General features: G+C 57.8%; 20 protein-coding genes, 1 tRNA gene and 4 pseudogenes. 10 read left to right on the forward strand and 15 right to left on the reverse strand.

Translation table 11 applies throughout. The features are described from left to right. Window positions 1–80 precede the first annotated feature (80 nt). Window positions 81–554: a hypothetical protein gene (locus AAAK34_RS16185; RefSeq protein ID WP_231694519.1), complete on the reverse strand. Its 474-nt coding sequence runs from the start codon at window positions 552–554 to the stop codon at window positions 81–83. Between the two features lie 247 nt (window positions 555–801). Between AAAK34_RS16185 and AAAK34_RS16190 the strand changes: the two are divergent. Then, window positions 802–957: pseudogene (locus AAAK34_RS16190) on the forward strand (IS5/IS1182 family transposase); the annotation flags it as partial. A gap of 52 nt (window positions 958–1,009) precedes the next feature. On the opposite strand, the gene AAAK34_RS16195 reads toward AAAK34_RS16190, so the two are convergent. After that, a complete protein-coding gene (locus AAAK34_RS16195; protein WP_231694518.1) occupies window positions 1,010–1,906 on the reverse strand; it encodes a ZIP family metal transporter in 897 nt (298 codons plus the stop codon). Between the two features lie 609 nt (window positions 1,907–2,515). Between AAAK34_RS16195 and AAAK34_RS16200 the strand changes: the two genes are divergently transcribed. The 3 genes and pseudogenes from AAAK34_RS16200 (at window position 2,516) to AAAK34_RS16210 (ending at window position 4,995) form a co-directional block, all read left to right on the forward strand. Further along, window positions 2,516–2,591 (forward strand) — tRNA-Thr (locus AAAK34_RS16200). A gap of 346 nt (window positions 2,592–2,937) precedes the next feature. After that, window positions 2,938–4,253 (forward strand): annotated as a pseudogene (locus tag AAAK34_RS16205) (glycerate kinase type-2 family protein). Between the two features lie 124 nt (window positions 4,254–4,377). Continuing rightward, window positions 4,378–4,995: a Crp/Fnr family transcriptional regulator gene (locus tag AAAK34_RS16210; protein WP_431777479.1), complete on the forward strand. Its 618-nt coding sequence runs from the start codon at window positions 4,378–4,380 to the stop codon at window positions 4,993–4,995. Window positions 4,996–5,070: 75 nt separating this feature from the next. Here the strand turns inward: AAAK34_RS16210 and AAAK34_RS16215 are convergent, their stop codons facing one another. The 3 genes from AAAK34_RS16215 to purN form a co-directional block, all read right to left on the reverse strand. After that, window positions 5,071–6,294: a DesA family fatty acid desaturase gene (locus tag AAAK34_RS16215; protein WP_431777480.1), complete on the reverse strand. Its 1,224-nt coding sequence runs from the start codon at window positions 6,292–6,294 to the stop codon at window positions 5,071–5,073. A 231-nt stretch (window positions 6,295–6,525) separates the two neighbouring features. Beyond that, window positions 6,526–7,806: an RsmB/NOP family class I SAM-dependent RNA methyltransferase gene (locus tag AAAK34_RS16220; RefSeq protein ID WP_231694311.1), complete on the reverse strand. Its 1,281-nt coding sequence runs from the start codon at window positions 7,804–7,806 to the stop codon at window positions 6,526–6,528. 17 nt (window positions 7,807–7,823) lie between these two features. Next, window positions 7,824–8,405, reverse strand: coding sequence for a phosphoribosylglycinamide formyltransferase (gene purN / locus AAAK34_RS16225; protein WP_231694310.1), 582 nt, complete (start codon window positions 8,403–8,405; stop codon window positions 7,824–7,826). A 29-nt stretch (window positions 8,406–8,434) separates the two neighbouring features. Here purN and AAAK34_RS16230 point away from each other — a divergent pair, with 29 nt between their 5' ends. From AAAK34_RS16230 to mdtD, 4 genes are read left to right on the forward strand one after another with little or no spacing between them, the layout of a single operon-like run. Next, a complete protein-coding gene (locus AAAK34_RS16230) occupies window positions 8,435–9,124 on the forward strand; it encodes a YceH family protein (RefSeq protein ID WP_231694309.1) in 690 nt (229 codons plus the stop codon). A gap of 32 nt (window positions 9,125–9,156) precedes the next feature. Further along, window positions 9,157–10,365 (forward strand): acyl-CoA dehydrogenase family protein, encoded by a 1,209-nt coding sequence (locus AAAK34_RS16235; protein WP_231694308.1) that lies wholly within the window; start codon window positions 9,157–9,159, stop codon window positions 10,363–10,365. A gap of 22 nt (window positions 10,366–10,387) precedes the next feature. Continuing rightward, a complete protein-coding gene (locus AAAK34_RS16240) occupies window positions 10,388–11,500 on the forward strand; it encodes an acyl-CoA dehydrogenase family protein (protein WP_231694307.1) in 1,113 nt (370 codons plus the stop codon). A 60-nt stretch (window positions 11,501–11,560) separates the two neighbouring features. Beyond that, window positions 11,561–12,985 carry a multidrug transporter subunit MdtD gene (gene mdtD, locus AAAK34_RS16245; protein ID WP_231694306.1) on the forward strand — a complete coding sequence of 475 codons (1,425 nt, stop codon included), beginning with the start codon at window positions 11,561–11,563 and terminating at the stop codon, window positions 12,983–12,985. Window positions 12,986–13,243: 258 nt separating this feature from the next. Here mdtD and AAAK34_RS16250 read toward each other — a convergent pair whose 3' ends face one another. Further along, window positions 13,244–13,852 carry a hypothetical protein gene (locus AAAK34_RS16250; protein WP_431777481.1) on the reverse strand — a complete coding sequence of 203 codons (609 nt, stop codon included), beginning with the start codon at window positions 13,850–13,852 and terminating at the stop codon, window positions 13,244–13,246. A 558-nt stretch (window positions 13,853–14,410) separates the two neighbouring features. On the opposite strand from AAAK34_RS16250, the gene AAAK34_RS16255 reads away from it, so the two are divergent. Both AAAK34_RS16255 and AAAK34_RS16260 read left to right on the forward strand, forming a co-directional pair. Then, the gene (locus AAAK34_RS16255) at window positions 14,411–14,731 is read left to right on the forward strand and encodes an isocitrate/isopropylmalate family dehydrogenase (protein WP_231694304.1); all 321 of its coding nucleotides are present in this window, start codon (window positions 14,411–14,413) and stop codon (window positions 14,729–14,731) included. A 3-nt stretch (window positions 14,732–14,734) separates the two neighbouring features. Further along, window positions 14,735–14,998, forward strand: a complete 264-nt coding sequence (locus AAAK34_RS16260) for an XRE family transcriptional regulator (protein ID WP_231694303.1) — start codon at window positions 14,735–14,737, stop codon at window positions 14,996–14,998. Window positions 14,999–15,188: 190 nt separating this feature from the next. On the opposite strand, the gene AAAK34_RS16265 is transcribed toward AAAK34_RS16260, so the two are convergent. The 9 genes and pseudogenes from AAAK34_RS16265 to AAAK34_RS16305 all read right to left on the reverse strand — a co-directional run bounded on the left by AAAK34_RS16265 (window position 15,189) and on the right by AAAK34_RS16305 (window position 24,831). Continuing rightward, complete coding sequence (locus AAAK34_RS16265) at window positions 15,189–16,163, reverse strand: tripartite tricarboxylate transporter substrate binding protein (protein ID WP_231694302.1); 975 nt, start codon at window positions 16,161–16,163, stop codon at window positions 15,189–15,191. A gap of 71 nt (window positions 16,164–16,234) precedes the next feature. After that, the gene (locus tag AAAK34_RS16270) at window positions 16,235–16,906 is read right to left on the reverse strand and encodes an RraA family protein (protein WP_231694301.1); all 672 of its coding nucleotides are present in this window, start codon (window positions 16,904–16,906) and stop codon (window positions 16,235–16,237) included. Window position 16,907: 1 nt separating this feature from the next. Continuing rightward, window positions 16,908–17,722: pseudogene (locus tag AAAK34_RS16275) on the reverse strand (carbon-nitrogen hydrolase family protein). Next, the gene (locus AAAK34_RS16280) at window positions 17,722–18,663 is read right to left on the reverse strand and encodes a LysR family transcriptional regulator (RefSeq protein WP_231694299.1); all 942 of its coding nucleotides are present in this window, start codon (window positions 18,661–18,663) and stop codon (window positions 17,722–17,724) included. The pseudogene AAAK34_RS16275 and the gene AAAK34_RS16280 overlap by 1 nt, the downstream one beginning before the upstream one ends. Continuing rightward, window positions 18,660–19,565 carry a TauD/TfdA family dioxygenase gene (locus AAAK34_RS16285; protein WP_231694298.1) on the reverse strand — a complete coding sequence of 302 codons (906 nt, stop codon included), beginning with the start codon at window positions 19,563–19,565 and terminating at the stop codon, window positions 18,660–18,662. Before AAAK34_RS16285 ends, AAAK34_RS16280 begins: the two co-directional genes overlap by 4 nt. A gap of 472 nt (window positions 19,566–20,037) precedes the next feature. Further along, a pseudogene (locus tag AAAK34_RS16290) lies at window positions 20,038–20,394 on the reverse strand (integrase core domain-containing protein); the annotation flags it as partial. A 602-nt stretch (window positions 20,395–20,996) separates the two neighbouring features. Then, a complete protein-coding gene (locus AAAK34_RS16295) occupies window positions 20,997–21,449 on the reverse strand; it encodes a VPA1267 family protein (RefSeq protein WP_431777482.1) in 453 nt (150 codons plus the stop codon). Window positions 21,450–21,523: 74 nt separating this feature from the next. Further along, entirely contained in the window at window positions 21,524–21,994 is a 471-nt protein-coding gene (locus AAAK34_RS16300; protein WP_231694296.1) for a hypothetical protein, read from the reverse strand. Continuing rightward, entirely contained in the window at window positions 21,991–24,831 is a 2,841-nt protein-coding gene (locus AAAK34_RS16305; protein ID WP_431777483.1) for a hypothetical protein, read from the reverse strand. Before AAAK34_RS16305 ends, AAAK34_RS16300 begins: the two co-directional genes overlap by 4 nt. Window positions 24,832–24,839: the final 8 nt, after the last annotated feature.

Below are 24,839 nucleotides of genomic sequence, written 5' to 3' on the forward strand. Positions count from 1 at the left end.
TGCAATTAATGAGGACCAGAGACCACAAACCTTAAGCGGGTTCTGCATGGTCCATGGTGACCCCAAATCACGCAACAGCGTTACTTGGTCGGTGCTGCTGGCAGACGATCCATCATCATCTGCATCATGGATTCCATCATTTCCATGCGCTTTTCCATCATTTGCTGTCGCTCAGCCATGTTGTCAGGCATGCCTTTGCCAACCTGCATGCCGCCCATGCCCTGCATGCCCACGCCCCTCTGCTGCATCATTCCCATTCCGTCCTGCATCAGCTTCATGTGCTCGTCCATGAGCAACTGGCGTTCCTCTGGCGTTTTGGCCGCCATCATTTTTTCGTGCATGGCTTGCATGGCCTTCATCTGCTCGTCCATCTTGGCCATAGCAGCCATCCTCCCCGCACCTGATGGATTCACCGGAGCCTTCATTTGGGTAGACGCCGAGGGTGTGCTGCCAGCAGGGTGATGCGCCTTGTGGTCATCCGCGTTCTGCGCCATCACGCTCAGTGAAAGTAACGCTACACAAATACCGACTAGGGTTTGTCGAATAGCTGACATGATCTTCTCCTTGATCCGGTAAAAAATCTTCGCAGCCAGCATTCAAACCCTCTGTCCGCGACGAATGACGGATTTCATAGGGATTCATTCTGAAGCGCGACCCTGTCAGAAAGCTGTGCGCCAGATTACAAATGTGTTATCTGCGTGTCAGTTGCTCAGAAACTCGTCAAACACGCGTCGTCGCCAGATAGCGGAAAGTGACCGTGAAGACATTGATCGTCGAAGATCGGCCCGAAGCCTGTTCTTGATGAAGCGGCTCGATTAACTCGCCCCGGCAGACCACACATTGCGTCCCATCCGCGAGATGATCAACAAGGCGCTGGTAGAAATGGATGAGTTGTTTGCCCTCATGTGCGAGGCAGACATCAAGGGCGGACACCCCAGCTTGGCACCTGAGAGACTGACCTGCTCAGTGCGAAAGGGCTTTGCTCTGGAGCAAGGGATATTTCAGACCGCTAAGCGTGTTCGTGCGCACTCTCTTGATGGGGCTCATTCCCGTGATCATGCGAGTGTTCACCAAAGCTTCCCACCAGCATGACCAGGCCCATCCCGATGGCCAGCCAGGTAAGCTGAGCCAGCGTTTGACGTGAACTGAGCCGCTTTTGCAGTTGCGGGATCAAGTCGGCCAGCGCGACGTAGATGAAACTGCTGCTGGCAATGACCAGAAAGTACGGCACCCAGTCACGCAACTGCCCCACCAGGAGGTAGCCCACCAACCCACCCAGCGCTGTAACGCCGCCCGCAAGCGAGACCTTGGTGAGCGCCAGGCGGCGGTTGCCAGAAAATGAGCTGCGCAGCACCGCCAGATCTCCCATGTGGTGCGGGACCTCATGCGCCAACACGGCCAACGACGCGATCATTCCGAGGCGAAGATCAGCCATGAAAGCGGAGGCGATCAGCACGCCATCGCCAAAGCAATGGACACTGTCTCCGGCAAGGACGGCCCAGCCACCTCCATGATGCGAGTGTGAGTGTGAGTGTGAGTTTCCATGATGCCCGTGATGCCCATGGCTCGCATGCATGGAGTTGCCGCCTTCATCGCGCATGGCTTCATCCAGCGTGGGTAACTCTGGTGCGTGTTCATGGCCGTGGTGCCACAGCTCAGCCTTATCCAGCAAGAAAAAGAACACCAACCCGCCGAGCAACACCAGAAACAGTGCGTGGGCGTCAATGTGGCTCTCAAACGCTTCGGGAAGCAAGTGAGTAAAGGCCGTAGCCAGGAGCGCCCCGGCCGCAAGGCTCAGCATGTGCTGGGTGTAGCGCGCCAGCACGCCAAAAGAGAGAGCTGCAGCCACCCATACGCTGCCGATACCGGCAAGCAATGTACCCATAAGAATCGATATCAATACCATGGCTTTTCGCGCGTATGCTCCAAAAACTCCGCCATCTCCTGAAATGCAGGTCCGGTTGCTCCTTGGACCAACCGAGCAACAAAAAAGAACCGCCCAAGGGGCGGCTCCAAGAGGCTGACCAACTGCCTCTAGTATGGTGAAAACAGCTGCATTCAAGCGACGCCGTGCTGATTGAACCAGGCCAAGGTTTGCCTTCATCCGCCATTGGTTGGCTGCTCCCCGGCTTTCGCCAAGCTATCTTTCATCTTATCAAGCGTGTCAAGCGGCATGCCGGTGGCGTCATAGGGTGCAGTCTGAAGAGGTCGGAGAAGCCGAATTAAGGATGCCCTGCATAACCCTCGCGAGTCGGAGGTAGTGCGGATCGGGATGAAGCGCAAGGCGTCTTTTTGCAGCCAATAGCCCAGCTATTGGCAAGAAAAGCAACGCAGCGGATCGCCCGAGGCCGTGCTGCCACAGACCGCAGGGAGTTATGCAGGGCATCCTTAAAACCGTTGTCATCCACCGCTTCACTTCGTAGCTTGTTCACGAACTCAGCCCTATCAAGGATAAATATTCTCCTTGGCAGCAGAGCCCCGCAATGCTGGCTATAATCTCGCCTTTGATTTATTTGCCGGCGTAGCTCAGTTGGTAGAGCAACGCACTCGTAACGCGTAGGTCACCAGTTCGATTCCGGTCGCCGGCACCATTTAGAAGTCCGCACAGCTCCATGAACTGTGCGGACTTTTTCTTTTGCGCTCTGAAAAGATGGCCGCGTTGGGCCAAGCAGCCTACTGAGCCTAGATCCGGATCTAGGCTGAGAGGCGAATTCAAAATATTCCCTGCCGGCGGGATCCGCCGGCAAACCGAGTCTGCCGCATTCTCTTGGCTGGCCGGCCGCGCAAAAATCCAAGCCATATCAAAAGGTACCCTTGCGGTTCTCGTAGCAAAGGACGCATCCCCGGTATCCACGACTTTTGAACACAACAGCCCTCTCGCAGAAACTTCGAGAAGCCTCTTATGATGTTCGGGACGCCTCACCCTCCATGTCTGTGATGCCGACACCTGATCCTTACACAGCCCCGAACGAGTTTTTACGTCATTTGCTGAATGCCGCCATTGCCCGCGCGCAAGCTTCACATTGCTTGCCGGGGTACCTGCCCGCGCCACCGAAAGGGCGCACGCTGGTGTTGGGCGCGGGCAAGGCTGCCGGTGCGATGGCACACGCGGTGGAGGCGGCTTGGCCGGCTGGGGCACCGATCTCGGGCCTGGTCGTCACCCGATATGGGCACACTCCGGCACGCCCGGCGGGGCTCGCGCCTCGCATCGAAATTGTCGAAGCCTCACACCCCGTGCCCGATGCGGCTGGAATGCAAGCAGCGGAGCGCCTGCTGGCGCTGACCGAGGGGCTGACGGCTGACGATCTGGTGCTCTGCCTGATCTCGGGTGGGGGTTCAGCTCTGCTGACGCTGCCAGTGGAAGGATTAGACCTTGCCAACAAGCAGCGCATCAACCAGCAGCTTCTCGCCAGCGGTGCCAGCATTCACGAGATGAACACCCTGCGCAAGCATCTCTCGCGCATCAAGGGCGGTCGACTGGCTGCCGCGTGCGGAAACGCCTCAGTGCTCACGTTGGCCATCAGCGACGTGCCGGGCGATAACTTGTCGGTGATTGCCAGCGGACCTACGGTAGCTGATGAAAGCACGTGCGCGCAGGCGCTGGCAGTGGCAAAACGCTACCGAATTGAATTGCCCGCCGCGGTAACGTACGCCCTGGAAAGCGGCGCACTGGAGACTCCCAAGCCTGGGAGTGCAGTTTTTCCCGCCATGCCGTGAAATTGATCGCAACCCCTTGGCAATCGCTTGAGGCAGCGGCCGACCTCTCACGCACCGCCGGCTTGTCCACGTACATTTTGAGCGATGAGATAGAGGGCGAATCGAACGAGGTGGGCAAAGTGCACGCCGCATTGGCGCGAGCGGTGGCGCGCGGCAACGGAGCCTTCGATAGGCCGTGCGTGATCTTGAGCGGCGGCGAAACCACGGTGACCCTCGGACACACCCTGCCCGGCAGTCCTCCAGGCCGCGGCGGACGCGCCAGCGAATTCTGCCTGGGCCTGGCCCTGGCTCTGCAAGGACAAGAGGGCGTATGGGGGCTGGCAGCAGACACCGACGGAATCGACGGGGTGGAAAAGAACGCCGGAGCGCGGGTCACCCCCGACACCCTGATTCGCGCAAGAAACCTGGGGCTGGATGTGAACGACTATTTGGCGCGACATGACGCTTACAGCCTATTCGATGCACTTGGCGACTTGGTCGTAACCGGGCCAACGCATACCAACGTCAACGATTTTCGGGCCTTGCTGGTGACTTAGGGTCTTTTCACCATCTCCTCGCGGCCTGAAGACACAAGACCCCTTTCGCCCGAGACCATTTTTCATTGATATGTATCAATGCTCCCCCCGGCGGGAGCGGCACAGTGTGGTTATGCGGATCCTTATGCCTTCAGATTGGCTAACCGATGCCTGCACTTTACCAGTGGGCACTCAGTTGCTGCAGCGCGCAAGCATCGCGCCGGACGTTCTTTACGTGGACTCCGGGCGCGTGTCCTTGGGTTTGATCGAGAACGGTGTGATGGTGCACCAGATGGGCACGATAGAAGGGCCCTCATGGCTCAATGCAAGCTATGCTGTGCTGGGACGTCCTTCATCAGTCGATGCCGTCGCTGAAACTACTGTTTACGTCCACCGCGTTCCATTGCAACAGTTCGAAGCCAGTCTTTCTGAATTATCCTCAACGGCTCGGACAGTGCTGCACGATGTTGCGCATGCCCACTACTTGCAGACAGAAATGGCCGTCAGCCGCCTGGCCAAGGACGCAGAGGCGCGTTGCGCAGAATGGCTGCTTCGCCACGCCGAACCTGCGGAAGGCGAGCCTGAAAAGTTGGCGGTTCCCCTGCGGCAGCGTAAGCGCATGATTGCCGCACAGTTGGGCATCGCGCCGGAAACGTTCTCGCGTGTGCTGCGCCATCTGCGCGAGCGCCAACTCATAAGTGGCTCAGGACGGACGCTGAATCTGATCAACCCCCATGGGTTGCGCACTCTCGCTGGAGCGTGAGCACCGAGCCTCGCCCATTCAGGGATAAAAAAAGCCCGGAAACCCGGGCTCATGAGAACGCTGAAGTCTAGACTATCAGCCGGTGACGCGGACCGCCCGAAGCTTCAGGGAGAACTCGCGCAGCGCAGCGATGCCGCTTTCTTCAGCGCGTTTGCACCAAGCTTGCAGATCGGCGGTGAGTTGTTCGCGGTTGCGGCCGGTGTTCATCCAGATCTGGCGCAGTTCCTCGCGCATGGTGACCATTTTGTCGAGAACCGGCCAAGTGGCGCGCGCCTTCGTCAGTTGCTCCACTGCGGAAGCTGGCACTTTCTCTGCATCGCGGTGCAGCCAGCGCGTGGCAGCTTTGACAATCTGCGCATCTACGGCGCCAGCCTTCAGTGTTCCGACTTCCTTGGCGAGTTGGTCACGCATCTGCCCTGCATAGCCGGCCATGACTTCATAGCGATGTGCAATAACGGCTTCAAGGGTTTTCTCGTCCGCCACCGGACGCACTTCGCCATAGGCCAGGCGCGGAGGCGTTTTCTTGGGCTTGGCCAAGCCTAGCTTTGACAACAAAGAGATGTAAACCCAGCCAATGTCAAACTCGTAAGGCTTGACCGAAAATTTGGCCGACGTGGGGTAAGTGTGGTGGTTGTTGTGCAGTTCCTCGCCGCCAATGATGATGCCCCAAGGAATCAGGTTGGTGCTGGCGTCTTGCGCCTCGAAGTTGCGATAACCCCAGAAATGGCCCACGCCGTTGACGACGCCAGCAGCCCAGAACGGGATCCAGGCCATTTGCACAGCCCACAGCGCAGCGCCCAAGGCGCCGAACAAGGTAACGTCGATGATCAGCATCATGCTGATGCCCAACACCGAGCGACCACTGTACAGGTTGCGCTCAAGCCAGTCGTCAGGGGTGCCATGGCCATAGCGGCTCAGGGTGTCCTGGTTCTTGGCCTCGGCCCGATAGAGCTCCGCGCCTTCCCACATGACCTTCTTCAGGCCATAGATTTGGGGGCTGTGTGGATCTTCAGCCTGCTCGCACTTGGCGTGGTGCTTGCGATGAATTGCCGTCCATGCCTTGGTGGTCATGCCGGTGGTCATCCACAGCCAGAAACGGAAAAAATGCTGCACTGCCGGATGAAGGTCAAGTGCGCGGTGCGCCGAATGCCGGTGCAGATAGATGGTAACGCTGGCAATGGTGATGTGCGTGAGCACCAAACCAATCAGCAGAATCTGCCACCAGGCAAGATCAAGCACGCCGTTGGCTAACAAATCCACTATTCCGTTCACCACTGGAGAATCGAAAAGAAACGTCATAAAAGGGGGTATCTTTACAAGAAAATCCCCGCTCAGTGCGGGAACTTTGTGCGCCACCGCCGGCGCTAGCTGGCAGGACAACCTGCCCTTCCCTATTGGAGAAGAATCCGCCAGAAAAGCTCTATTTTAGATTGTTCAGCACAAAAATGGGTCATTTCAGACCCAACAGAAGGGCTTGTAGCCTGCTTTAACTCAAATTTGCGTCAGATTTACGGCAAATTTGCGAATTTTTTACTTACGAACCCAGACGGAAGCGAAAAAACCGTCTGTGCCATGCCGGTGCGGCCACAAGCGCAAATATTGGCCATCGGGCGAACAAAGGCTTTCTGCCTGCGCCACACGCAAGCCACTCAGTATGCCAGCCACACCCAACGGCTCGAACTCCCTGTTCGCAGCGCCAAAGGCTTCGGCAACGGCCTCGTTTTCCTCCCGCAGCAGGCTACAGGTCGCATAGACAATCCGCCCGCCCGGCTTCAGCAGACGCGCTGCGGCCGCCAGGATGGACTGCTGTTTTTGTTGCAGGGACTGCACTTCAGCGTAGGTGACTCGCCATTTCAGGTCAGGACTGCGACGCAGCGTGCCTAGCCCCGAGCAAGGTGCGTCAACCAGCACGCGATCCATTTTTCCGGCCAACCGCGTCAGGCGTGCATCGTTTTCATGGGCAATGGCACTTGGGTAAACGATGCTGAGTCCGCTTTTGGCGAGCCTGGGCTGCAAGCCTTGCAGCCGATGCGCGGAGGTGTCGAAGGCATAAAGCCGCCCGATATTGCGCATGGCGGCTCCAATGGCGAGGGTTTTGCCCCCGCCGCCAGCACAAAAGTCCGCCACCATTTCACCACGCCGAGGTTCAAGCAACAGCGCCAGCAGTTGCGAGCCCTCGTCCTGCACTTCAATGGCTCCGCGCTGATACGCATCCAGCTTGGCCAGAGAAAGCTTGCCTTGCAACCTCAACCCCCAAGGCGAATAAGGGGTGGGTTCGCTCTCAATGGATTGTTTTGCCAGCTCCGCCAGGATGTGGGTGCGCTTTTCCTTCAACAAGTTAACTCGCACGTCCAGGGGCGCCGTCTCCAGCAGGGCATCGGCCAACGGAAGAAGATCGTCGCCTATCTGGGCCTGCAAGCACTCAGCCAACCATTCTGGCAAGTTGTGGCGGCAGGCGGGCGGCAATTCTGCCAGCGGCACCTGTGCGTCCTGCAAACAACGCTCCAGCCAGGCTGCTTCGTCGGCCTCCAATGCGAGGGCCCAGCGGCCAGCGTCGGGTTTGCCCAACGCCAGGGCCAGGACAGCCAATCGGCGCTCGCGTGGCCCCTTGCCGGTGTCTGCCAAGCGGCCGTACCAACGCATTCTGCGCAGCACAGAATAGACAGCATCTGCCAAGAGCGAGCGCTCGCGCGGACCCAAGGCGCGCTGCTCACGGAAAAAACGCTGTGCCGTCGAGTCAAACGGATGCTCAAACGTGAGCGCCTGCCGCATAAGCTCAGTGGCGGCGCCAAGCAAGAATTTGGAATGCATGGATCGATTGTCTCTGGCTACGCCGTTTGCAGCCACTCAGCCACCGCACGGGGATAAATCAGGTGCTCCTGAGACAATACCCGGGCAGCCAGTGTGTCCGCGGTGTCGCCAGGGAGCACCGGCACCGCGGCCTGAGCCAGGATGGGCCCATGATCTAGCTCCGCCGTCACCAGATGCACTGTGACCCCGGCCAATTTGCAGCCGGCGTCTATGGCACGCTGGTGTGTGTGCAGCCCCGGAAAGGCGGGCAATAAGGAAGGATGAATATTAACAATGCGCCCGGCATAGTGCGCCACGAACTCGGGGGTCAGGATCCGCATGAATCCTGCCAACACCACCAGAGTGGGCTCGTGCACGTCGATTGCTTCGCGCAGCGCAGCGTCGAATTCAGCGCGGCCCGAATAGGCTTTGTGGTCGACCACTGCGGTGGCAACGCCCGCTTCGGCGGCCGTCAGCAAGCCCTTGGCGTCTGGCCGGTTGCTGATGACCGCTGCGACACGCGCGCCAAGCCGTGTTTGCCAACGTTCGCGTTCAGCGGCATGCAAAATGGCCGCCATATTGGAGCCGGTGCCGGAAATCAGGATAACAATGTTCTTCATGATGTTTCAAGGCCGATTATCCTAGGCAAATGAGCCTCCGACATTTGACCCCCATAGAAGCGCGCGTGCTGGCCACCCTGATGGAGAAAGCGCGCACCGTACCAGACACCTACCCACTGTCCCTCAACGGCGTGGTTACAGGCTGCAACCAGAAAACCAGCCGTGACCCCGTCATGAACGTGAGCGAAGCCGAGGCTCAGGAAGCTCTCGACGATTTGCGCTCCCTGGGCTTGGTGCGCGAGGCCAGCGGAGGCCGGGTCGCACGATATGAGCATAATTTTCAACGAGGCGTGGGCGTGCCTGAGCAATCTTCAGTGCTGCTGGGCCTGCTGATGCTGCGCGGGCCACAAACGGCGGGTGAACTTCGAATCAACACGGATCGCTGGTACCGCTTTGCCGACATTTCCTCCGTGGAGGGCTTCCTCGAAGAACTGATGGAACGCTCGGAAGAAAAAGGGGGGCCGCTGGTGGTTCGGCTTCCGCGCGCGCCCGGCACGCGTGAGGATCGCTGGGCACATCTGCTTTGCGGGCCCGTATCCGACGTACAGGCCCCTTCTGGCAGCGGAGTGGCGCGAGCTGCCGCGGGCCCTGTAGATGACCGGTTTTCCGCACTGGAGGCCGAAGTTGCATCGCTGAGAAGCACGGTGGAGCGCCTTTGCGCCGAGTTGGGGATTTCGATCTCCGAGGGACCGGCAGAATCCGCCAATAATACGAACTAAACCTCGAACGAAAACTGACAGGAGCACGTTAGATGGATCTCGCATTTACGCCGGAAGAACAGCAGTTTCGCGAAGAAATTCGCGCCTGGGTGGCGCAAGCACTTCCCAAGGAACTTGCTCACAAGGTTCACAACGCCCATCGTCTTTCGCGTGAAGACATGCAAGGCTGGGCCAAGATTCTGGGCAAAAAGGGCTGGCTGGGCTATGGCTGGCCCAAGCAGTTCGGCGGCCCCGGCTGGAACGCAGTGCAGAAGCACCTGTTCGAGGAAGAGCTGGCCATGGCCGGCGCACCACGCATCGTGCCATTCGGCCCCGTGATGGTGGCCCCCGTCATCATGGCTTTCGGCAACAAGGCGCAACAGGAGCGTTTTCTGCCCGGCATTGCGAGCGGCGAGGTCTGGTGGAGCCAAGGGTATAGCGAGCCAGGCTCAGGCTCTGACCTGGCTTCGGTTCGCACCAAGGCCGAGCGCAAAGGCGACAAATACATCGTGAACGGGCAAAAGACCTGGACAACGCTCGGTCAGCACGGCGAATGGATGTTCAACCTGGTCCGCACCAGCAATGAAGGCAAGCCGCAAACGGGCATTTCCTTCCTGTTGATCGACATGAAATCCCCCGGCGTGAGCGTTCGGCCCATAAAACTCCTCGACGGCGAGTGTGAAGTCAACGATGTCTTCTTCGACAACGTGGAAGTACCCATTGAAAACCTGATCGGCGAAGAAAACAAAGGCTGGACCTACGCCAAGCACCTGCTTAGCCACGAGCGCACCAACATCGCCGATGTCAACCGTGCCAAGCGGGAGCTGGAGCGCCTAAAGCGCATCGCCAAAGCTGAAGGCGTCTACGACGACCTGCGCTTTCGCGACCAGATTGCCCTGTTGGAGGTCGACGTGGTGGCACTGGAGATGCTGGTGCTGCGAGTGCTCTCAGCTGAGAAATCGGGCAAGAACTCGCTCGACATCGCAGGCCTCTTGAAAATCAAGGGCAGCGAGATCCAGCAGCGCTACACCGAGCTGATGATGCTCGCAGCGGGACCTTACAGCCTGCCCTTTATGTTCGAGGCGATGGAAGCCGGCTGGCAAGGCGACCAGACCGCTGCCGCAGGGTTGCAAGGCTTCCCAGGTGGCGAGTTGGCCAACGCGCCATTGGCCGCCAATTACTTCAACTATCGCAAGACCACCATCTACGGCGGCTCCAACGAAGTGCAACGGAACATCGTCGCCCAGACGGTGCTGGGCTGAGACTCGCTGAAAGGAACACGACATGGATTTCGATTTCTCCGATGATCAACAAGCCCTGCGCGACGCCGTTGCCAAATGGGTTGAAAAAAGCTACGACTTTGAGCGCCGCCGCAAGATCGTGGAAGGTGGCGGGTTTGACCGGGGTGTCTATAACGAGCTGGCCGAACTCGGCCTGACAGGTATTTACATCAGCGAAGAACATGGCGGCCTGGGCATGGGACCCGTGGAAGCCATGGTGGTCATGGAAGAGCTCGGCCGCGGAATTGTCTGCGAGCCCTTGGCTCAAGCCCTGATCATCGGCAGCGTGATTCAGGCCCACGGCAGCGAAAACACCCAGTCCTGGCTTCCCCGGATCGCGGCCGGTGAGGCGCTCGTGGTCCTGGCGCACCAGGAGCGCAAAGCCCGCTACAACCTGGGCGTTTGCGAGGCTCACGCGGAAAAGGCAAACGGCGGCTACACAGTCACCGCGCTGAAGAGCGTTGTTCCTGCCGGCGACCAGGCGGACGCTTTCGTCGTGCCCGCCATGTTGGAAGGCAAGATGGCGCTCTTCCTGGTGGAGCGCGCGGCCCCCGGCGTCAGCACGCGCGGCTACCACACGCAGGACGAAGCACGTGCGGCCGACCTCAAGCTTGACAAGGCGCCTGCGCAGCTGATCACTGCTGAGGGTCTTCGAGCACTGACCTACGCAGTGGATCTGGGCATCGCATGCACTTGCGCCGAAGGTGTCGGTGCCATGGAGAAGACGCTCGCTCTCACCGTGGAATACATGAACCAGCGCAAGCAGTTCGGCGTGGTCATTTCAAGTTTCCAGGCGCTTCGCCATCGCGTGGCGGACATGAAAATGCAGCTGGAGCTGGCTCGCAGCATGAGCTACTACGCCAGTCTGAAACTGGGGCAACCGGAAGCGGAGCGGCGGCAGGCCGTTTCGCGCGCCAAGGTGCAACTGGGGCAGTCCCTGCGTTTTGTTGGACAGCAGTCGGTGCAATTGCATGGCGGGATCGGTGTGACCGACGAATACATCGGAAGCCATTATTTCAAGAAACTCACGCAACTTGAAATGAGCTTTGGCGACACCATGCATCACCTGGGAGAGGTGTCTGCGCGCATGCAGGAAACAGCTGGAGTGTTTGCTTAATTGATCTAATGGGAGGGCGCCCGCGCCCTCGCTATGATCTGCGGCTGCGCGAAAGCCCGCATGTCCACCTCACGCCCCTCCAGCTCTCACCGTCGCCTCCTCTGGCTCGTAGCCATTGGCTTCTTCATGCAGACGCTGGATGGCACCATTGTCAACACCGCGTTGCCTGGCATGGCGCACAGCCTGGGGGAAAGCCCGCTGCGCATGCAGTCGGTGGTGGTTGCTTATGCGCTGACGATGGCAGCACTCATTCCTGCCTCGGGTTGGCTGGCCGACAGATTCGGCACGCAACGCGTTTTCCTGATGGCCATCGTTCTGTTCACGCTGGGTTCGGCAGCGTGCGCGGCATCCACGCAACTGGATCAGTTGGTGGCGTCGCGCGTGCTGCAAGGCGCGGGTGGCGCCATGCTGCTGCCCGTTGGGCGTCTGACCGTGCTTAGAGCGGTGCCCCGAGACAAGTTCCTGGAGGCCATGAGCTTTGTCGCCATTCCCGGCTTGGTGGGACCCCTGATAGGCCCTACCCTGGGCGGCTGGATCACGGAAGCACTTTCGTGGCACTGGATTTTTCTCATCAACTTGCCTGTGGGCATCGTCGGCGCATTGGCCACCCTGTGCTGGATGCCTAACCTGCGAGGAGATTCGAAGCATCGCTTTGATCTTTCAGGCTACCTGCTGCTCACGGGTTCGATGCTGGCCATATCGATCTCGCTGGACGGCCTGTCGAGCCTGGGGCTCCGGCACGCCACCGTGCTGGTGCTGTTGCTGGGCGGCCTGGCCGCGCTGGCGGCATATTGGCTTCACGCGCTCAAGCACCCCGCACCGCTCTTTTCTCCGCGGCTTTTCGAGATGCAAAGCTTTCGCGTGGGTCTGCTGGGCAACCTCTTTGCACGCATTGGCTCGGGGGCCATGCCGTACATGATTCCGCTTTCCATGCAATTGGCCATGGGCTATAGCCCAGCGCAGGCCGGGATGCTGATGCTGCCGGTTGCCTTGGCCAGCATGGCCACGAAGCGGCCTGCCACCTACATCATCAGACGCTTCGGATACCGCCGCGTTCTGGGCGGCAACACACTCCTGCTTGGTCTTCTGATGGCCAGCTTCGCGCTGATGTGGCCCGAGCAGCCTGTCTGGCTCCGTGTGTTGCAGATGGCGTGCTTCGGCGCCGTCAATTCGATGCAGTTCACAGCGATGAATACCGTCACACTGAAAGACCTCGACGTTTCGCGCGCGAGCAGTGGCAACAGCATGCTCTCGATGGTGCAAATGCTCTCCATGAGCCTGGGCGTCACGGTGGCGGGGGCGCTTCTGGCACTCTTCCAGGGGTGGTTTGCCACCGCCGACCCGGGCCAGACGCTCAGCGCGTTTCGCGCCACCTTCGTCTGCATTGGCATCATTACGGCATGGACCGCCTGGATTTTCTGGCAATTGGGTGACGACACAGACAGTCGGACGCCGCGTGAGCACGACGCGGTGGATCCAGGCTAGACGCCTCCGACTGGGTGCTCAATGCACACTTGAACCAGCCTCAATCGTGCAGCCTTGAATTCTTGGGCAAGTGCGCCATCAAAAACTCTTATGCTGAGAAAAATTTGTCAACAAAAGACAGTGTGACTGAGTGATTTTCTTGTAGTTTAGGATACCTGCGACAGTGGTTCGTCAACAACTTGCGTCAACGCACAGCTTTGTTGACAGATTTCGACAGTGGTGTTCAGCCGAACTTCTTCGGCTAGGCCTGCATCGTTTTCAATCCACCCATGCCTTGACCCATTCAAATTTTCCAAGCGTGGAGCCATGACCGTTGTGAGTCGGCATCAACAAATCGCCGTCTTCACTCGGATACTTCTCAGCCGCGTTGACATGGAGAGATGGGGTTCGAGTGTCAGCCTGCAAAAACACTTGCGATGCTTTGCACGTTGCGGCATTGTGGTCCGGTAGTTGGCGAGATTTGATGGCCTGCTGGGCAAGTGCTCGGGCCAACAGTGCCGTTGTGTGAACAGCTTGTTCGTCAACTTCAAGAATGCTGAGCAACGCGTAAAACCAGTAAGAGTTCAGATGCCCCTCGAACGCCTCGAGGGACGTCAGAAAGCGCTTAGCGTCGCCGACCGACACAAAGCATTGCTTGACCCATGACGCCTGCTCAATGTTGCAGGCGTGCGCTGCCGCCGCGATGTTGTCGAGAACTGGGCGAATATCGCGGTCCTCCGCACCCCACCTGTGCCTGTTGGGTTGCGTATTCAAGTACAGCCTCATGCCTCGCTCAGTCCAAAAAAACTTGGTCTTGTTTTCGAGGCAGAAAATCCCATATTTTGGATTTTTAGTCTGCTTGTGAATGGTGAAATTTTGGGCATGCATACCTAACCAAACGAGCTGCACACCCCGAAACCCGCACCGGTGTCGGTGGGAGGGGAACCGGCGGCGTTCATCTTGCAAGTTGATGACCGCCAGCGTGGGCGGTCCAAAAAATGAGGAAGTTTAGTTCCTATTTTAGAGATGTCGTTCGCACAAGATGTTGGCCACAAGCTCCTAACAGGTTGCTGAAATACTGTCGGAGGGCTTGAGAAATGACAACTTTGGGGGTGCCTCACCCCTCACCAGGCTCGAAAAAATCGCTTGTAGCCCGTTTTGAGCGGTCGATTTTCTTGGCTGCATATGGGCAAACCAGTATTTCAGCAACCTGTTAGGCACTTATCGCGTTGAGCGACGGTTATGCCTTAACAGTTCATCTGGCGATGTGATGCGGGGGTGTCAGAGAGCAGCCTGAGAGCTGTCGTTCGCACGATAACTTGAACCTGACAGGCGGCCAAAAACAAAGGCTTAGCACGGTGTCAGCATCGCCGAATCAAGCCCATTTCGCCCGATAAGTTGAACCTTTTCAGACTTTCCGCCCGATAACTTGACACTCGAATCAAAGTGGCCTCGGTGCTCACCGGGTCCATCGGATTGCCTGGTTCAGCGTTGTTGGGCACCAGCCGGCTTGGAATGTTCGAGCCCGGCCATGGAACCACGCTGGACATCGCAGGTCAGGACCTGGCCAACCCGCTGGCATGCATACGCGCTGCGGGTCTCGTGGTCAGACATTCGCTTGACTGGCCAGACCTTGACAACCGTATTGAGAATGCAGTGACTCAGGTACTCAGTGTCGGGTTTGACACACGAGAGATGCGCGGGTGTGGCTCCACGTTGGGTACCGAAGCCATAGGCGCCGCTGTCGTGGAAGCTCTACGCTTCTGAGTCATGACGGAAGAGAAGCGATTCGCCAGTGTGTGGGGCGCCATTGAAGTTACCCCACAGGATGCTGCCAGCATGCCTGCTCGGTCCGCATTGATGATGAGCCTGACCGAGGTCATTCGTCAGCAGGCAATAACCCAAGCGCAGGCCGCAGAGCTGTTTGGAGTGACGCAGCCTCGAATATCAGACTTGATGAACGGCAAGGTGAATCTGTTTTCACTGAACACGTTGCTTGAAATGGCGGCAACTGCGAGGAAGACGCCACAGTGAATACCACCAAGCCCAATCCGGTCAGACGCACAACTCATCGCGCCCTCACCTAAACTTTACGCCGCATTGCACCAGCTAGGCTCGCAAAGCGAAAAGCGGGATGCCATCATTCAGTGGACCGTCCAGGCCTCTCCAACCGGGTAGAAAATGCAGTAACTCAGGCTCTCATCCCGAAGGTGCGGGATTGTAATTACCTTGTCGTTTCCGCAGCCCCAGAAACTTTTACAACCTCCCGCCACTTATTAGATTCAGCAACAAGGAAGCCCGTCAATTCTGACTTCGGCATATCCATAGGTTGAAGGCCAAGGTCGTTGAGGCGTTTGCGGACATCAGGCATTTTCATAATAACTTCAACTTCTTCGTTCAAGCGTGCAACTATAGCTGGTGGCAACTTACTGGGGCCCACTAGCAAAATCCATCCTTGATAGTCGAATCCAGGAATGCCCTGCTCGGCAATTGTCGGGACCTCAGGCATAGATGGAATACGCTTTGCGGAAGAAACCGCGAGTGCTTTGACACGCCCGGAGTTGAGCGCAGACTGTACTACTGGAACGTTATCGGAAATAAAATCAATCTGCCCTCCCACCAAACTCATCAGCGCCTGCGAGCCACCTTGGAAAGGTATGTGTTCAGCATTCAATTTAGCATCACTGACCATTTTGGCGATGACCAAATGCGGCGTAGTGCCATTGCCGCTTGAACCGTAATTCACCGGCTTACTAGCCTTGCGAGCGTACTCAAGGAACTCCTTGAAATTGGCTACAGGCAAACTATTGCGCACTGTCAGTACCTGGGGTGCGTACGCAACTGCACCGAGAGCAACAAAGTCTTTTGAAGGGTTATACGGCATCGAGTCCGGTCGAAGCCATTGGCCGATTGACAAAGGGCCTGTAGAACCCATTCCCAAAGTGTAGCCATCAGGAGCAGCATTCGCAACAGCCGCTGTACCAATGGTGCCACCCGCACCGACTTTATTTTCAATCACAACTGGTTGGCCAAGACGACTTTCCAGCTTTTCACCCAAGATGCGCATAGACACATCCGAGGAGTTGCCAGCCGGAAATGGCACCATAATTTTAATAGGGCGTTCGGGCCATTCGGCATAGGCGGAGACAGAGCTCGCGAGCAATGCAAAAAGGGCAAAGAATGGAGCAATATATTTCATTGATTACTTTCGACAATAAATCAAAATAAAGCGCATGCGCATTTCAAATTCGCGATGCTCATCGAAGGCGTTTATACACCCGCATCCAATTCGACATATTTAGTCGCACCCGACAAGTTCCCAAGGGTTGCGCCGGCATGAATCTTTTTGATATTTTCTATTCCACGTGCCTGCTTAGCCAGCGCAGCATCGGCAACTTCTTCGACCTCGTCGGGCGGAATAACAAGAACACCATTTTCATCCGCCAAAATAATGTCCCCAGGGTTTACCGCCACCCCACCACAAGAAACCGGGTAGTTAAGCATGCCTCCCAAGTTATAAATGCGGGTAGTTATTGGTGAAATACCGCGGCACCACACTGGGAACTGCAGCTCAGCTATTTCCAGCGGGTCGGTGCACATTCCATCGATGATGGCCGCAGTGGCACCAGCTTTGTGCGCTGCATTAGTCACGCCACCACCCCAGCAGGCATGCTTTCTGTCACCAAGTCGGTCGATAACGACAATATGGCCAGGTTTTAGCAACCCAAGCGTGTGATGCAACAACGTTGAATCTTGCGCTGGAAGCGCCAGCGTGACTGCGGTCCCCACTAGCCGTTTGGTGTGACCGAGGGCCTGGATACGTGCATCCATAAAACCCCAGTGACGAAAATGTCCCACGGTCGCGGTTTCGACTTCAGCAAGCCGTTGTTTAACCGGTTCCGAAATCGGCTCGGGCATTGGTCTAATATGGAATTTTTTCATTTCAAAGCACCTTGTGTGATTGCAAAGGAATATCCTTGCGAACCTTCGCAATGACTTCCTTATCGAGCCATGCCGAAACCGTGCCTACGTCATCAGACGCTTTTGCAATAACGTGCCCCCAAGGGTCGCAGACAAGCGAGTGGCCGTATGTGTTCCGCTTTTCTCCACCTTGGTCGAATTGACCAATCATGGCTGCGGCAAGAAAGTAGCTCTGCGTCTCGATTGCCCGCGCACGACACAGAACGTCCCAATGGTCCTTGCCAGTTTGCAGGGTAAATGCAGCGGGCAAGACCATCACATTTGCACCCTTTTTAACAACTGTTGAAACAGTTCTGGGAAACGCAGGTCATAGCAGATGGCCATTCCCAGCTTGAAGCCATTGACATCAACGACGACAACCTCCGACCCCGGTGTTACAGCATCGGATTCGCCGTAACGCATTCCGTCCGGAGTGGTAATGTCGAATAAATGTATCTTGCGATACCGGCCGATTTCCTCCCCCTTCGGATTGAACACAACGCTGGTGTTGTAGACCCGCTTCTTGTCTTCAGTTGCCTCGTAGAAGCTACCGGTATGAACATGAATACCGCAGTCCAGCGCCAACTTACGGCACATGTCATAGGCTGGACCGCCTTGGAAACCCTCGCCCGCAGCTACCTTCTGAGCCAAAGTGCCACCGTGCCAGTCAAAGTGCTCAGGAAACACCACCAACTCGGCACCATCGCGGTCAACAGCAATCCGCGCTATTCGGTCAGCTGTGGCACAGTTCTGCGCCTTATCAGGCACAGAATTCATTTGGATAAGATTGACTCTCATTATTGGTCCGAAATATGTGTGGGTTGGTCCTGCCAAGCGTGGGCCGGGTCGACTGCTTCGCAGAAGCTGGCAGCGGCCTGCCGCGCAAGGCTCGCGACTGCGCGCGGAATTTCAGTGCCGCCATCTTTCGAGAAAATGGCTGCGTAGTGAACGCTTGTGTACCGCTTAACAGTTGGTAGGAGCACCAGCAAGCCTTGCGCCAACTCTGCTTTAACAGATACGATGGGTACAGCAGAAATACCCAATCCAGCGACGGCAAGTTGCACATTGCCGTAACTGCCATTTGTGGCATGTACACCGGCAACTTGATTAACGCCAGAGAAGTAGGATTCGACACGCATTTGCGAATCCGTACCAGAGGGATAGCCGACGAAGGGATAATTTGCCAGCTGCTCTACAGCCAGCGGATTTTTGACATCTACACCTAAGGTTGGACTTGCAACCAAGCCCATCGCAAAACTGCACAGAGGAACGATTTCATAGCTTGGGTCTTGTGGCCAAGAGGAGGTCAGAAGAAGGTCAAGCCTTCCACCTTTCAAATCTTTTATTAGCCTGTCGGCCATGTCCACGGTGACGGACAATGAAACGTGTGGGTACTCTTCTCGGAGCGTCTTCACAAGATATGGGAAGACCGTTGGCGTCAAAGTCGTTACCAAGCCGATGCGTAGACTTCCTCTCAACTTCGACGGGTCAAGCATCACGCGTCGAAGTCTGTGATAAGACTCCACGATTTGCCCCGCTTCTTCTATGAATCGAATGCCCTCAGGCGTGGGCTCAAAGCCCTGACCAGACTTCTCAAACAGCTTGACTCCTAAATCCTGTTCCAAAGCAGCGATACGGCTCGAAATCGCTGTATGCGTGATGTACAACTGTTCGGCTGTGGCCTTCAAGGTCCGCAGCTTCGCCAACCAAAGAACAGTTTCTAGGAATCGAATGTTCATGCCAGTGCTTCTTCGGGGAGGAACGAGGAGACGCGCGCCATAAGCGGCGGTTCGCCTTCCAGCGTGGTGCGGTACATTGTGCGAACGTATTTCTCAGCGTCGTAGCCCGTTGCACAGTGCTGCGTGCATCGGTTATCCCAGAGGATGGCGTCGCCCGATTGCCAAACTTGGCGAAAGATGAAACGCGGCTGCTGGACAAATTCCTGCAGATACTTCACCAGCCCGCGACCTTCCTCCTGCGGCAGTCCCTCGATATCGCAGGCCCAACGCCCTATGTAGAGGGCAGTGCGACCACTGAAAGGGTGCTTGCGGGCTAACGGGTGGTACACGTCGGGACGAGCGAGCTTCTGCTCTTCCGTCAATGGGGCCATCAATGGGTAGTGAGTTTCGTGCAAATCGATACGGCTGTAGCGAGCACGTCGGCCCGCTATCCGGGTCTTCATATCGTTGGGCAACGCCTCGTAGGCTGCATACATATCTACCCACAGCGTGTCGCCTCGCTCGGGCGGACACACCTTGCCGTACAGCATGGACCCGGCATTCGGAATAGCCTTGTCTTCGCCATCGGTGTGAAAGCCTTCACCAACGCGCATCAAACCAGCTGCCGTACCGCCTTTTTGCACGGGGTTGAGTGGGTCTTCCTTACTGGCGTTGGAAATCACGAAAACCTCTGGATATCCATCGAGATTGCAACTCAGCGGCTCCATGATGTGTGTCGGACCGAGGCGGCGGGTAAACGCAACGTGCTCTTCAGGCGTCATGTCCAAGCCTCGAAAGCGAAGGACAGAATGCTTATGCCACGCATCGACGATGCCTTTCAAATCAGCTTCGCTTACCTGCATGTTGCGTGGCACATCACTGATGTCAGCGCCGAAGCCATTTTCAAAGGGTGTCACTTTCATTTTTACGCCTTCCGTTGATGGGATTCGGCGAATTTTGGTCACACGGCTGAAATATGTCGAACGTGTTTTTTTGCACCCTATGCAGCTTTTTCTTTCAAGCAAGCTGCGGGTCAAACACCTGTTCTGGACGCCTTAGGACCATCGACTTAGTCAAGACACGCGGTTGCCATCTGCGACGGCTTGAGTCTGCAGCCTGTTGTGCAACATCCAAAGGCCCACACTGTCGAGCGAACTTGTCACGCCACCAGGAAATGGGTTGCTCAAGGCGCTGGTTCGGTCGGGTCAGCTGATGGCGCTGAGAAAACTGGCTGCAGCTATGGACCTCCTAGCTGCACGCGCCCACCCCTACCTTGTGAGCCTCTGCAAAATCGGGCTAATGGAACAGGTCCCAGACACCAGCCACTACCGTTTGCATAGCTTGGCCATCGAGGCTGAACTCATCAGCCTCCCACATGTTGAACCGCCCCGGCTTTCAAGGAGGCCAGTTGGTTTGAGTTGACACCTCTGCCGAGGTGTTGCTGTTGGCGAGTTGCCTCCAGTAGTTTGCCTCAGCCTCTGCCGGAGGGATGCCCCCAATCGGCGTGAGCAGTCGGACGTGGTTGAACCAGTGCACCCACTGCAAGGTGGCCAGCTCCACGGATTCCCTGGTCTTCCAGGGTCCCCGGCGGTGAATCAGCTCGGCCTTGTACAGCCCGTTGATGGTCTCGGCCAGCGCGTTGTCGTAGCTGTCGCCCCGACTGCCCACCGAGGGCTGTATTCCCGCCTGGTCCAGACGTTCGGTGCAGCGTATGGAAACGTACTGACTGCCCCTGTCGGAATGGTGCGTCAAGGCATGGGCTGGGTCCTCTTCGAGCTTCTGAGCGGTATCGGGACCGAAGAACTGGAGCACTTTGCGGCCTAGCGCCAGGTCAAAGCCCTGAGACTGCAGCCACTGCAACGTGCGACTGTCGCCGTGCTGTGCCCAGGCAGCTGCTACCTGGGCTGCGCTGTCCGGCGTCAGGACCGTGGCCAGTTCGGCTACGTTGCCGCTGTCGAGGAGGGTATAGAGGTCTTCTCCGAATGTCTCCCAGAGCTTGCGGGCCTTGACCTGGCCGATGCCCTCGAAGGCCGAACTATCGGCCATGAAGGCGACGATATGCTCGCCCGAAGGGCGAAGCAGAACCGCCGTAGATGCATCAATCTGCGTTTCGGTCAATTGGTAACCGTTGACCGCGAGCAGGCGCGTGGAAGTCTCGCCAGACACCAGCCACCATTGTCCGGGCTCGACGCGAGAGCCGCCCAGCGCAGTACCGCACGCCTTGACGACGAAGTAGCCGGTGGCATCCTGCACCCGGCCTTGCGCGTCAATGGGCTTGGCGGAGAAGATGCAGCCACCAAAGCCTCGGGGGTTTTGGCTGCGGATTGAGGTGACCCGTAGGACTTGCTCGACGGTCAACGCGGCAACCTTCCGGTCTGGGCCAGGGCTTCGCGCAGGACGGAGTATTTCTCAACGGTGCGCTTCAACTCGGCCACCTCTGCCTTGAGGCCGGCATTCTCCTGCTCTAGGCGCCGCAGGCGCTCGGCATCTTGAACGGCACGAAGGCGGCCAGGTTCGCGAGTCAACGGCGCCTGCGGCGCCTCGGGGTCTCGCTGGGCGGCATCTGGCAGGACCCCGCGAAGACGCAGGTTATCCTCCAGCTCACGCAGTGCGGCCTTGATGCGAGGGTTCTGGTCGAGCGCCGATTTCGCAAAGCCACACTCCTTGGCAACCTCGTTGCGCGACAACACACCGCGACTGGCTATTGCCCGGAGGTCGTCATCGGTCTTGCTGGCGACCCAAGTAGTGAAAGTCTGGACGTTCTTTTCAGCCAGTTGCTGCCCGCTCAACTTAACTGTACCGCTCACGGCGCGTTCCCCTTGCGACCGTCGTTGCGAATGTCCGTCGGGTCGCAGCTTGCCATTCGTACCCTTTTCCGAACTCATCGCCGTCTCCGGTTCAAGTCCTCCATCGTCACCCTGGTACGGTCACGCTGCGCGACAGGTAAAGGTTGGTCGAGGAAATCTTTGTCTAGCCCGCGCGTGTAGGCGTTGTGTGCCCATCGCACGAACTGCTCGAGCAGTCGGTTGTTTTCCGAGACCAGCCGGAGGTTTTCGGCCTCAAGGAGCGCAAGGCGCTGCAGCGCGGCGTCAAGCTCCGGCGAGGCATCGCCTCGCCGCGGGCGTCCTGCTTGTTGAGCCAGTCCTGCGAGCGATTTCTTGCGGAGGCGGAACGCTTCAGCAATCCGCGTGTGATTGTTCAGCGCCTGGCGCGTGTACCGCTGTCGCAGCCGTCGCTCGACCGCTTCTAGGAGACGTTCCCATGACAGCTTCCCGCTCCAGCCGTCGATGATGGCGACGATGTCAGAAATGCCCTCGTCGTCCAGATTCTTCGCTCGTTCATGCTTGCTCATTGGCCTTCCTTGGAATCCGCGGCCTCTACCAATGCACGCGACTCTCCTTCAAGCGCTCGACGCTGCACTACTTGCTCGAGATGGCTTTGAATGGGCGAGTCGTCCAGACGAATGACTGCTCCGACGGGTATTACTGGGTCATCAAGGATAGAGCAGAGGCTGTCCAGACGACCGAGCGTCAGTTCTTGGTGCGCAACCCACTTGTCGGCCCCGAACTCTCCGTCGTCGAGTGCCTGCTTTGCTCTACCAAGTAGCAGTCGGGTTTCCGATTGGGCAGCACGGATGTTGGCTTCCATCCTGTAGTCCATACCCTTGATGCAGGCCTGCTCTTCGCAGTTCAGGCAGTCCTGATGCTTTGTACACGGCAGCATTGTGAAGTCATGGACGCAATAGCCATAGTCCGTCGTGTGGGCCGTTGGGATGCGCAGGCGAGCGAACTCGTCGCGCGGAATGAGAGCGACCCTGTGCAGGCGAGAAATAGGACCGACCGCTGGTGCATCCCCCTGCAGCGCGAGTCGTAGCTTCTGGGTAACTTCGCGGTCCGACACGTGGTCGTACGCGGCGTTTTGGCTGACGTTGCGCCGCCCAGACCAACGCGCCAGGTCCAACTGGTCCATGTTGTTAGCCTGAGCGAGGGTGTTGAGGTAGTGACGGAACTTGTGGGTCGATACACGGATGTGTGTCCCGTCGTCCTCCTTGAAGCCGTGCTTCCGGAAGATGTTGAGCGAAGTAAAGTGGGCGGCAATCCTGCTGTTGATGTCCTGAGGCTCAATGGGCTGGAACATGCATCGGTAAGTCACCTTGATGATATCCAGCTCTTGCCTTCGCAAAACCATCAGCGCGTCGCTGTATTTGAGGCCTTGTTCCTTGTCTAGAAGAGGAAAACCACGCGGGAGCATCTTCAGCACTGCAGATTCGACATCGGCAAAATCGGCATAGACCTTCTTGCCCTTTTTCGTGACGGGCACGTTTGTGGACCTGACCCACTGAAAAGCACGAGATTTGAGGTCCTTCCCGTCGTCGACGAACACGATGCTTACAAGCTCGCGCATATCTAGGTGTGCCTTGCCCCGGAGATGTTCGAGCTCCGGCGGAAGATAAAGCTTCGTTGGGTTCTTCTCGTACCAGCGGACCAATTCAAGCGCCGGTGCACTCAGGATTCGGAGTCGCTGCAGCGCCTGCCCAACGATGTCGTGCATCGGGGTCGCGATGTACTTGACCATCGGCGCGCCATCTTTTGCTGGACGCCACCCAAGCCCATAGAGGGTCGCACCTGTCTCCTTGTCGACCTGCCGAACCTCGCATACTGACGGGAGCAGCACCACCTCAGAGATGCGGCTGGGCGCGCTACACAAAACCGCACAGACCGAGGAGACCAGGACATCCTCGGCGTCTACGCCGTTCTGGAAGATGTGGGCGAGCGCGTAGAAGGCCGCTGGAGAAGGCATCTTCTCTCTGCGCAGGTCGTCGAGTTCCTGGCCTACTCGGTTGGTCCCCTTGGTGGCAGGCGGAATCGAGTTCTTCCAGGGGCTGGGAACGATGACCAAACGCAGCTCGCAAAGCAAGCGACTAATTGCTTGAAGGTCGGAGCCGCAGTTGTAGGCCGTAGCCAGTTTGAATGACGCTTTCAAGTCTTGCGCTGCCCGGTTGAAGACGTCAGGCCTCAATTCCGACGGGTCGGCCGTCCCTGTCAGTTCGACTAAGGCCTTCTCCAGCGCTTGGAGCGCAGTGAGGCAGTTAGAGTAGTTGGCCCTCGGTTTGTGCGCATGCCCATATCGGATGTATGCCTTCGCGAAAGACTTGAACGGTTCCGCCATGGGGACCATGGCAGTCTTCAACGTCGCTGTCGCCCAGTTGCTGAATCGAAGGCGAATGGCAAACTTGCTGCCCTTAGAGCCAACCGACCCTGAGACGTCCCAAATGTCATCGTCGAAAGATAGACTCTCGCCGAAGACCGTGAGACGATTCCTGCAGAGGTTTATGAAGTCAGAGAGGTTAGTCCGCGCTGCACGTTTCGCCTTGGGTAAGAATATGACCACATCAGACTTTATCGGCTTGCTCCTGCGGTGCAGCAAGCGCGGCCAGTCTTTCGGGGGTAGGTTGCACAGGTAGACCACATGGGCTACAGCCAGAATGGTCCTGTCGAGTACGGTCGCGATGCGTGCGTCGATGGCGCTGAGCTGCCGGTCGCGCTTGACCAGCAGGAAATCAAGCAATTTTTCGTGAGGACCGTCGAGCCACGGCTCGAAGCTCTCACACGTGTAGCACGCGATAGGTGTTGACATGCTGCAGAACGAGTGCTGTCCGCACGAGGCAAGCGGTTCGGTGGCGATGCGCAGGTCGCGAATGCGGCTTGACGATTCGCTGAAGCGTGTAGCATCTTTCTCACTCCGGATTAGCTTGCCAGCGAAGGCTTGTGCTATCGGCGCAAGTTCAAGCGCGACTGCCTTGTCAATGCGGCCGGCGATGTCCGGTCGAGTCTCCACGTAGACGCCGGCGTTCTGCGTGTCTGCGTGGTCAAGCAGCTCGGCGATGACTAAGACTCCGTGCCCCTCCTGGGCCGCTCGCGTACCGAAAGTTCGGCGGAAGCGAACCGGCGTGACATGCATCGCCTTACCGGTCCGTTCCGAAATGACGTTCAGTCCCGATAGCAAGTTTCGAAGTTCGGCACTGAGGCCGTGAGGTTCTCGGTGATGCTCGAAGCCAGGCGCCCATGGTTTGCGGTGGAAGGCCGCCGGGAACAGTGGAGCTTCTAGCGGGTCATCGAGCTTCTTCACGAAGGCGGTGCTCACAGCTGCCGCGTACTGAACAACCAGTTCGCCGACCGCCTTAACCAACGGGCGGT

The organism is Ottowia caeni (assembly GCF_050821495.1).
Classification (GTDB): domain Bacteria; phylum Pseudomonadota; class Gammaproteobacteria; order Burkholderiales; family Burkholderiaceae_C; genus Ottowia; species Ottowia caeni.

Excerpts from the sequence above, each read along its gene's own strand:
- AAAK34_RS16240 (WP_231694307.1), top strand. The coding sequence starts at position 10,388 with ATGGATTTCGATTTCTCCGATGATCAACAAGCCCTGCGCGACGCCGTT.
- AAAK34_RS16210 (WP_431777479.1), top strand. The coding sequence starts at position 4,378 with ATGCCTTCAGATTGGCTAACCGATGCCTGCACTTTACCAGTGGGCACT.
- AAAK34_RS16185 (WP_231694519.1), bottom strand. The coding sequence starts at position 554 with ATGTCAGCTATTCGACAAACCCTAGTCGGTATTTGTGTAGCGTTACTT.
- AAAK34_RS16235 (WP_231694308.1), top strand. The coding sequence starts at position 9,157 with ATGGATCTCGCATTTACGCCGGAAGAACAGCAGTTTCGCGAAGAAATT.
- purN (WP_231694310.1), bottom strand. The coding sequence starts at position 8,405 with ATGAAGAACATTGTTATCCTGATTTCCGGCACCGGCTCCAATATGGCG.
- AAAK34_RS16285 (WP_231694298.1), bottom strand. The coding sequence starts at position 19,565 with ATGAAAGTGACACCCTTTGAAAATGGCTTCGGCGCTGACATCAGTGAT.
- AAAK34_RS16220 (WP_231694311.1), bottom strand. The coding sequence starts at position 7,806 with ATGCATTCCAAATTCTTGCTTGGCGCCGCCACTGAGCTTATGCGGCAG.
- AAAK34_RS16250 (WP_431777481.1), bottom strand. The coding sequence starts at position 13,852 with ATGCATGCCCAAAATTTCACCATTCACAAGCAGACTAAAAATCCAAAA.
- AAAK34_RS16270 (WP_231694301.1), bottom strand. The coding sequence starts at position 16,906 with ATGAAAAAATTCCATATTAGACCAATGCCCGAGCCGATTTCGGAACCG.
- AAAK34_RS16280 (WP_231694299.1), bottom strand. The coding sequence starts at position 18,663 with ATGAACATTCGATTCCTAGAAACTGTTCTTTGGTTGGCGAAGCTGCGG.
- mdtD (WP_231694306.1), top strand. The coding sequence starts at position 11,561 with ATGTCCACCTCACGCCCCTCCAGCTCTCACCGTCGCCTCCTCTGGCTC.
- AAAK34_RS16230 (WP_231694309.1), top strand. The coding sequence starts at position 8,435 with ATGAGCCTCCGACATTTGACCCCCATAGAAGCGCGCGTGCTGGCCACC.
- AAAK34_RS16260 (WP_231694303.1), top strand. The coding sequence starts at position 14,735 with ATGACGGAAGAGAAGCGATTCGCCAGTGTGTGGGGCGCCATTGAAGTT.
- AAAK34_RS16265 (WP_231694302.1), bottom strand. The coding sequence starts at position 16,163 with ATGAAATATATTGCTCCATTCTTTGCCCTTTTTGCATTGCTCGCGAGC.
- AAAK34_RS16215 (WP_431777480.1), bottom strand. The coding sequence starts at position 6,294 with ATGACGTTTCTTTTCGATTCTCCAGTGGTGAACGGAATAGTGGATTTG.
- AAAK34_RS16195 (WP_231694518.1), bottom strand. The coding sequence starts at position 1,906 with ATGGTATTGATATCGATTCTTATGGGTACATTGCTTGCCGGTATCGGC.
- AAAK34_RS16300 (WP_231694296.1), bottom strand. The coding sequence starts at position 21,994 with ATGAGCAAGCATGAACGAGCGAAGAATCTGGACGACGAGGGCATTTCT.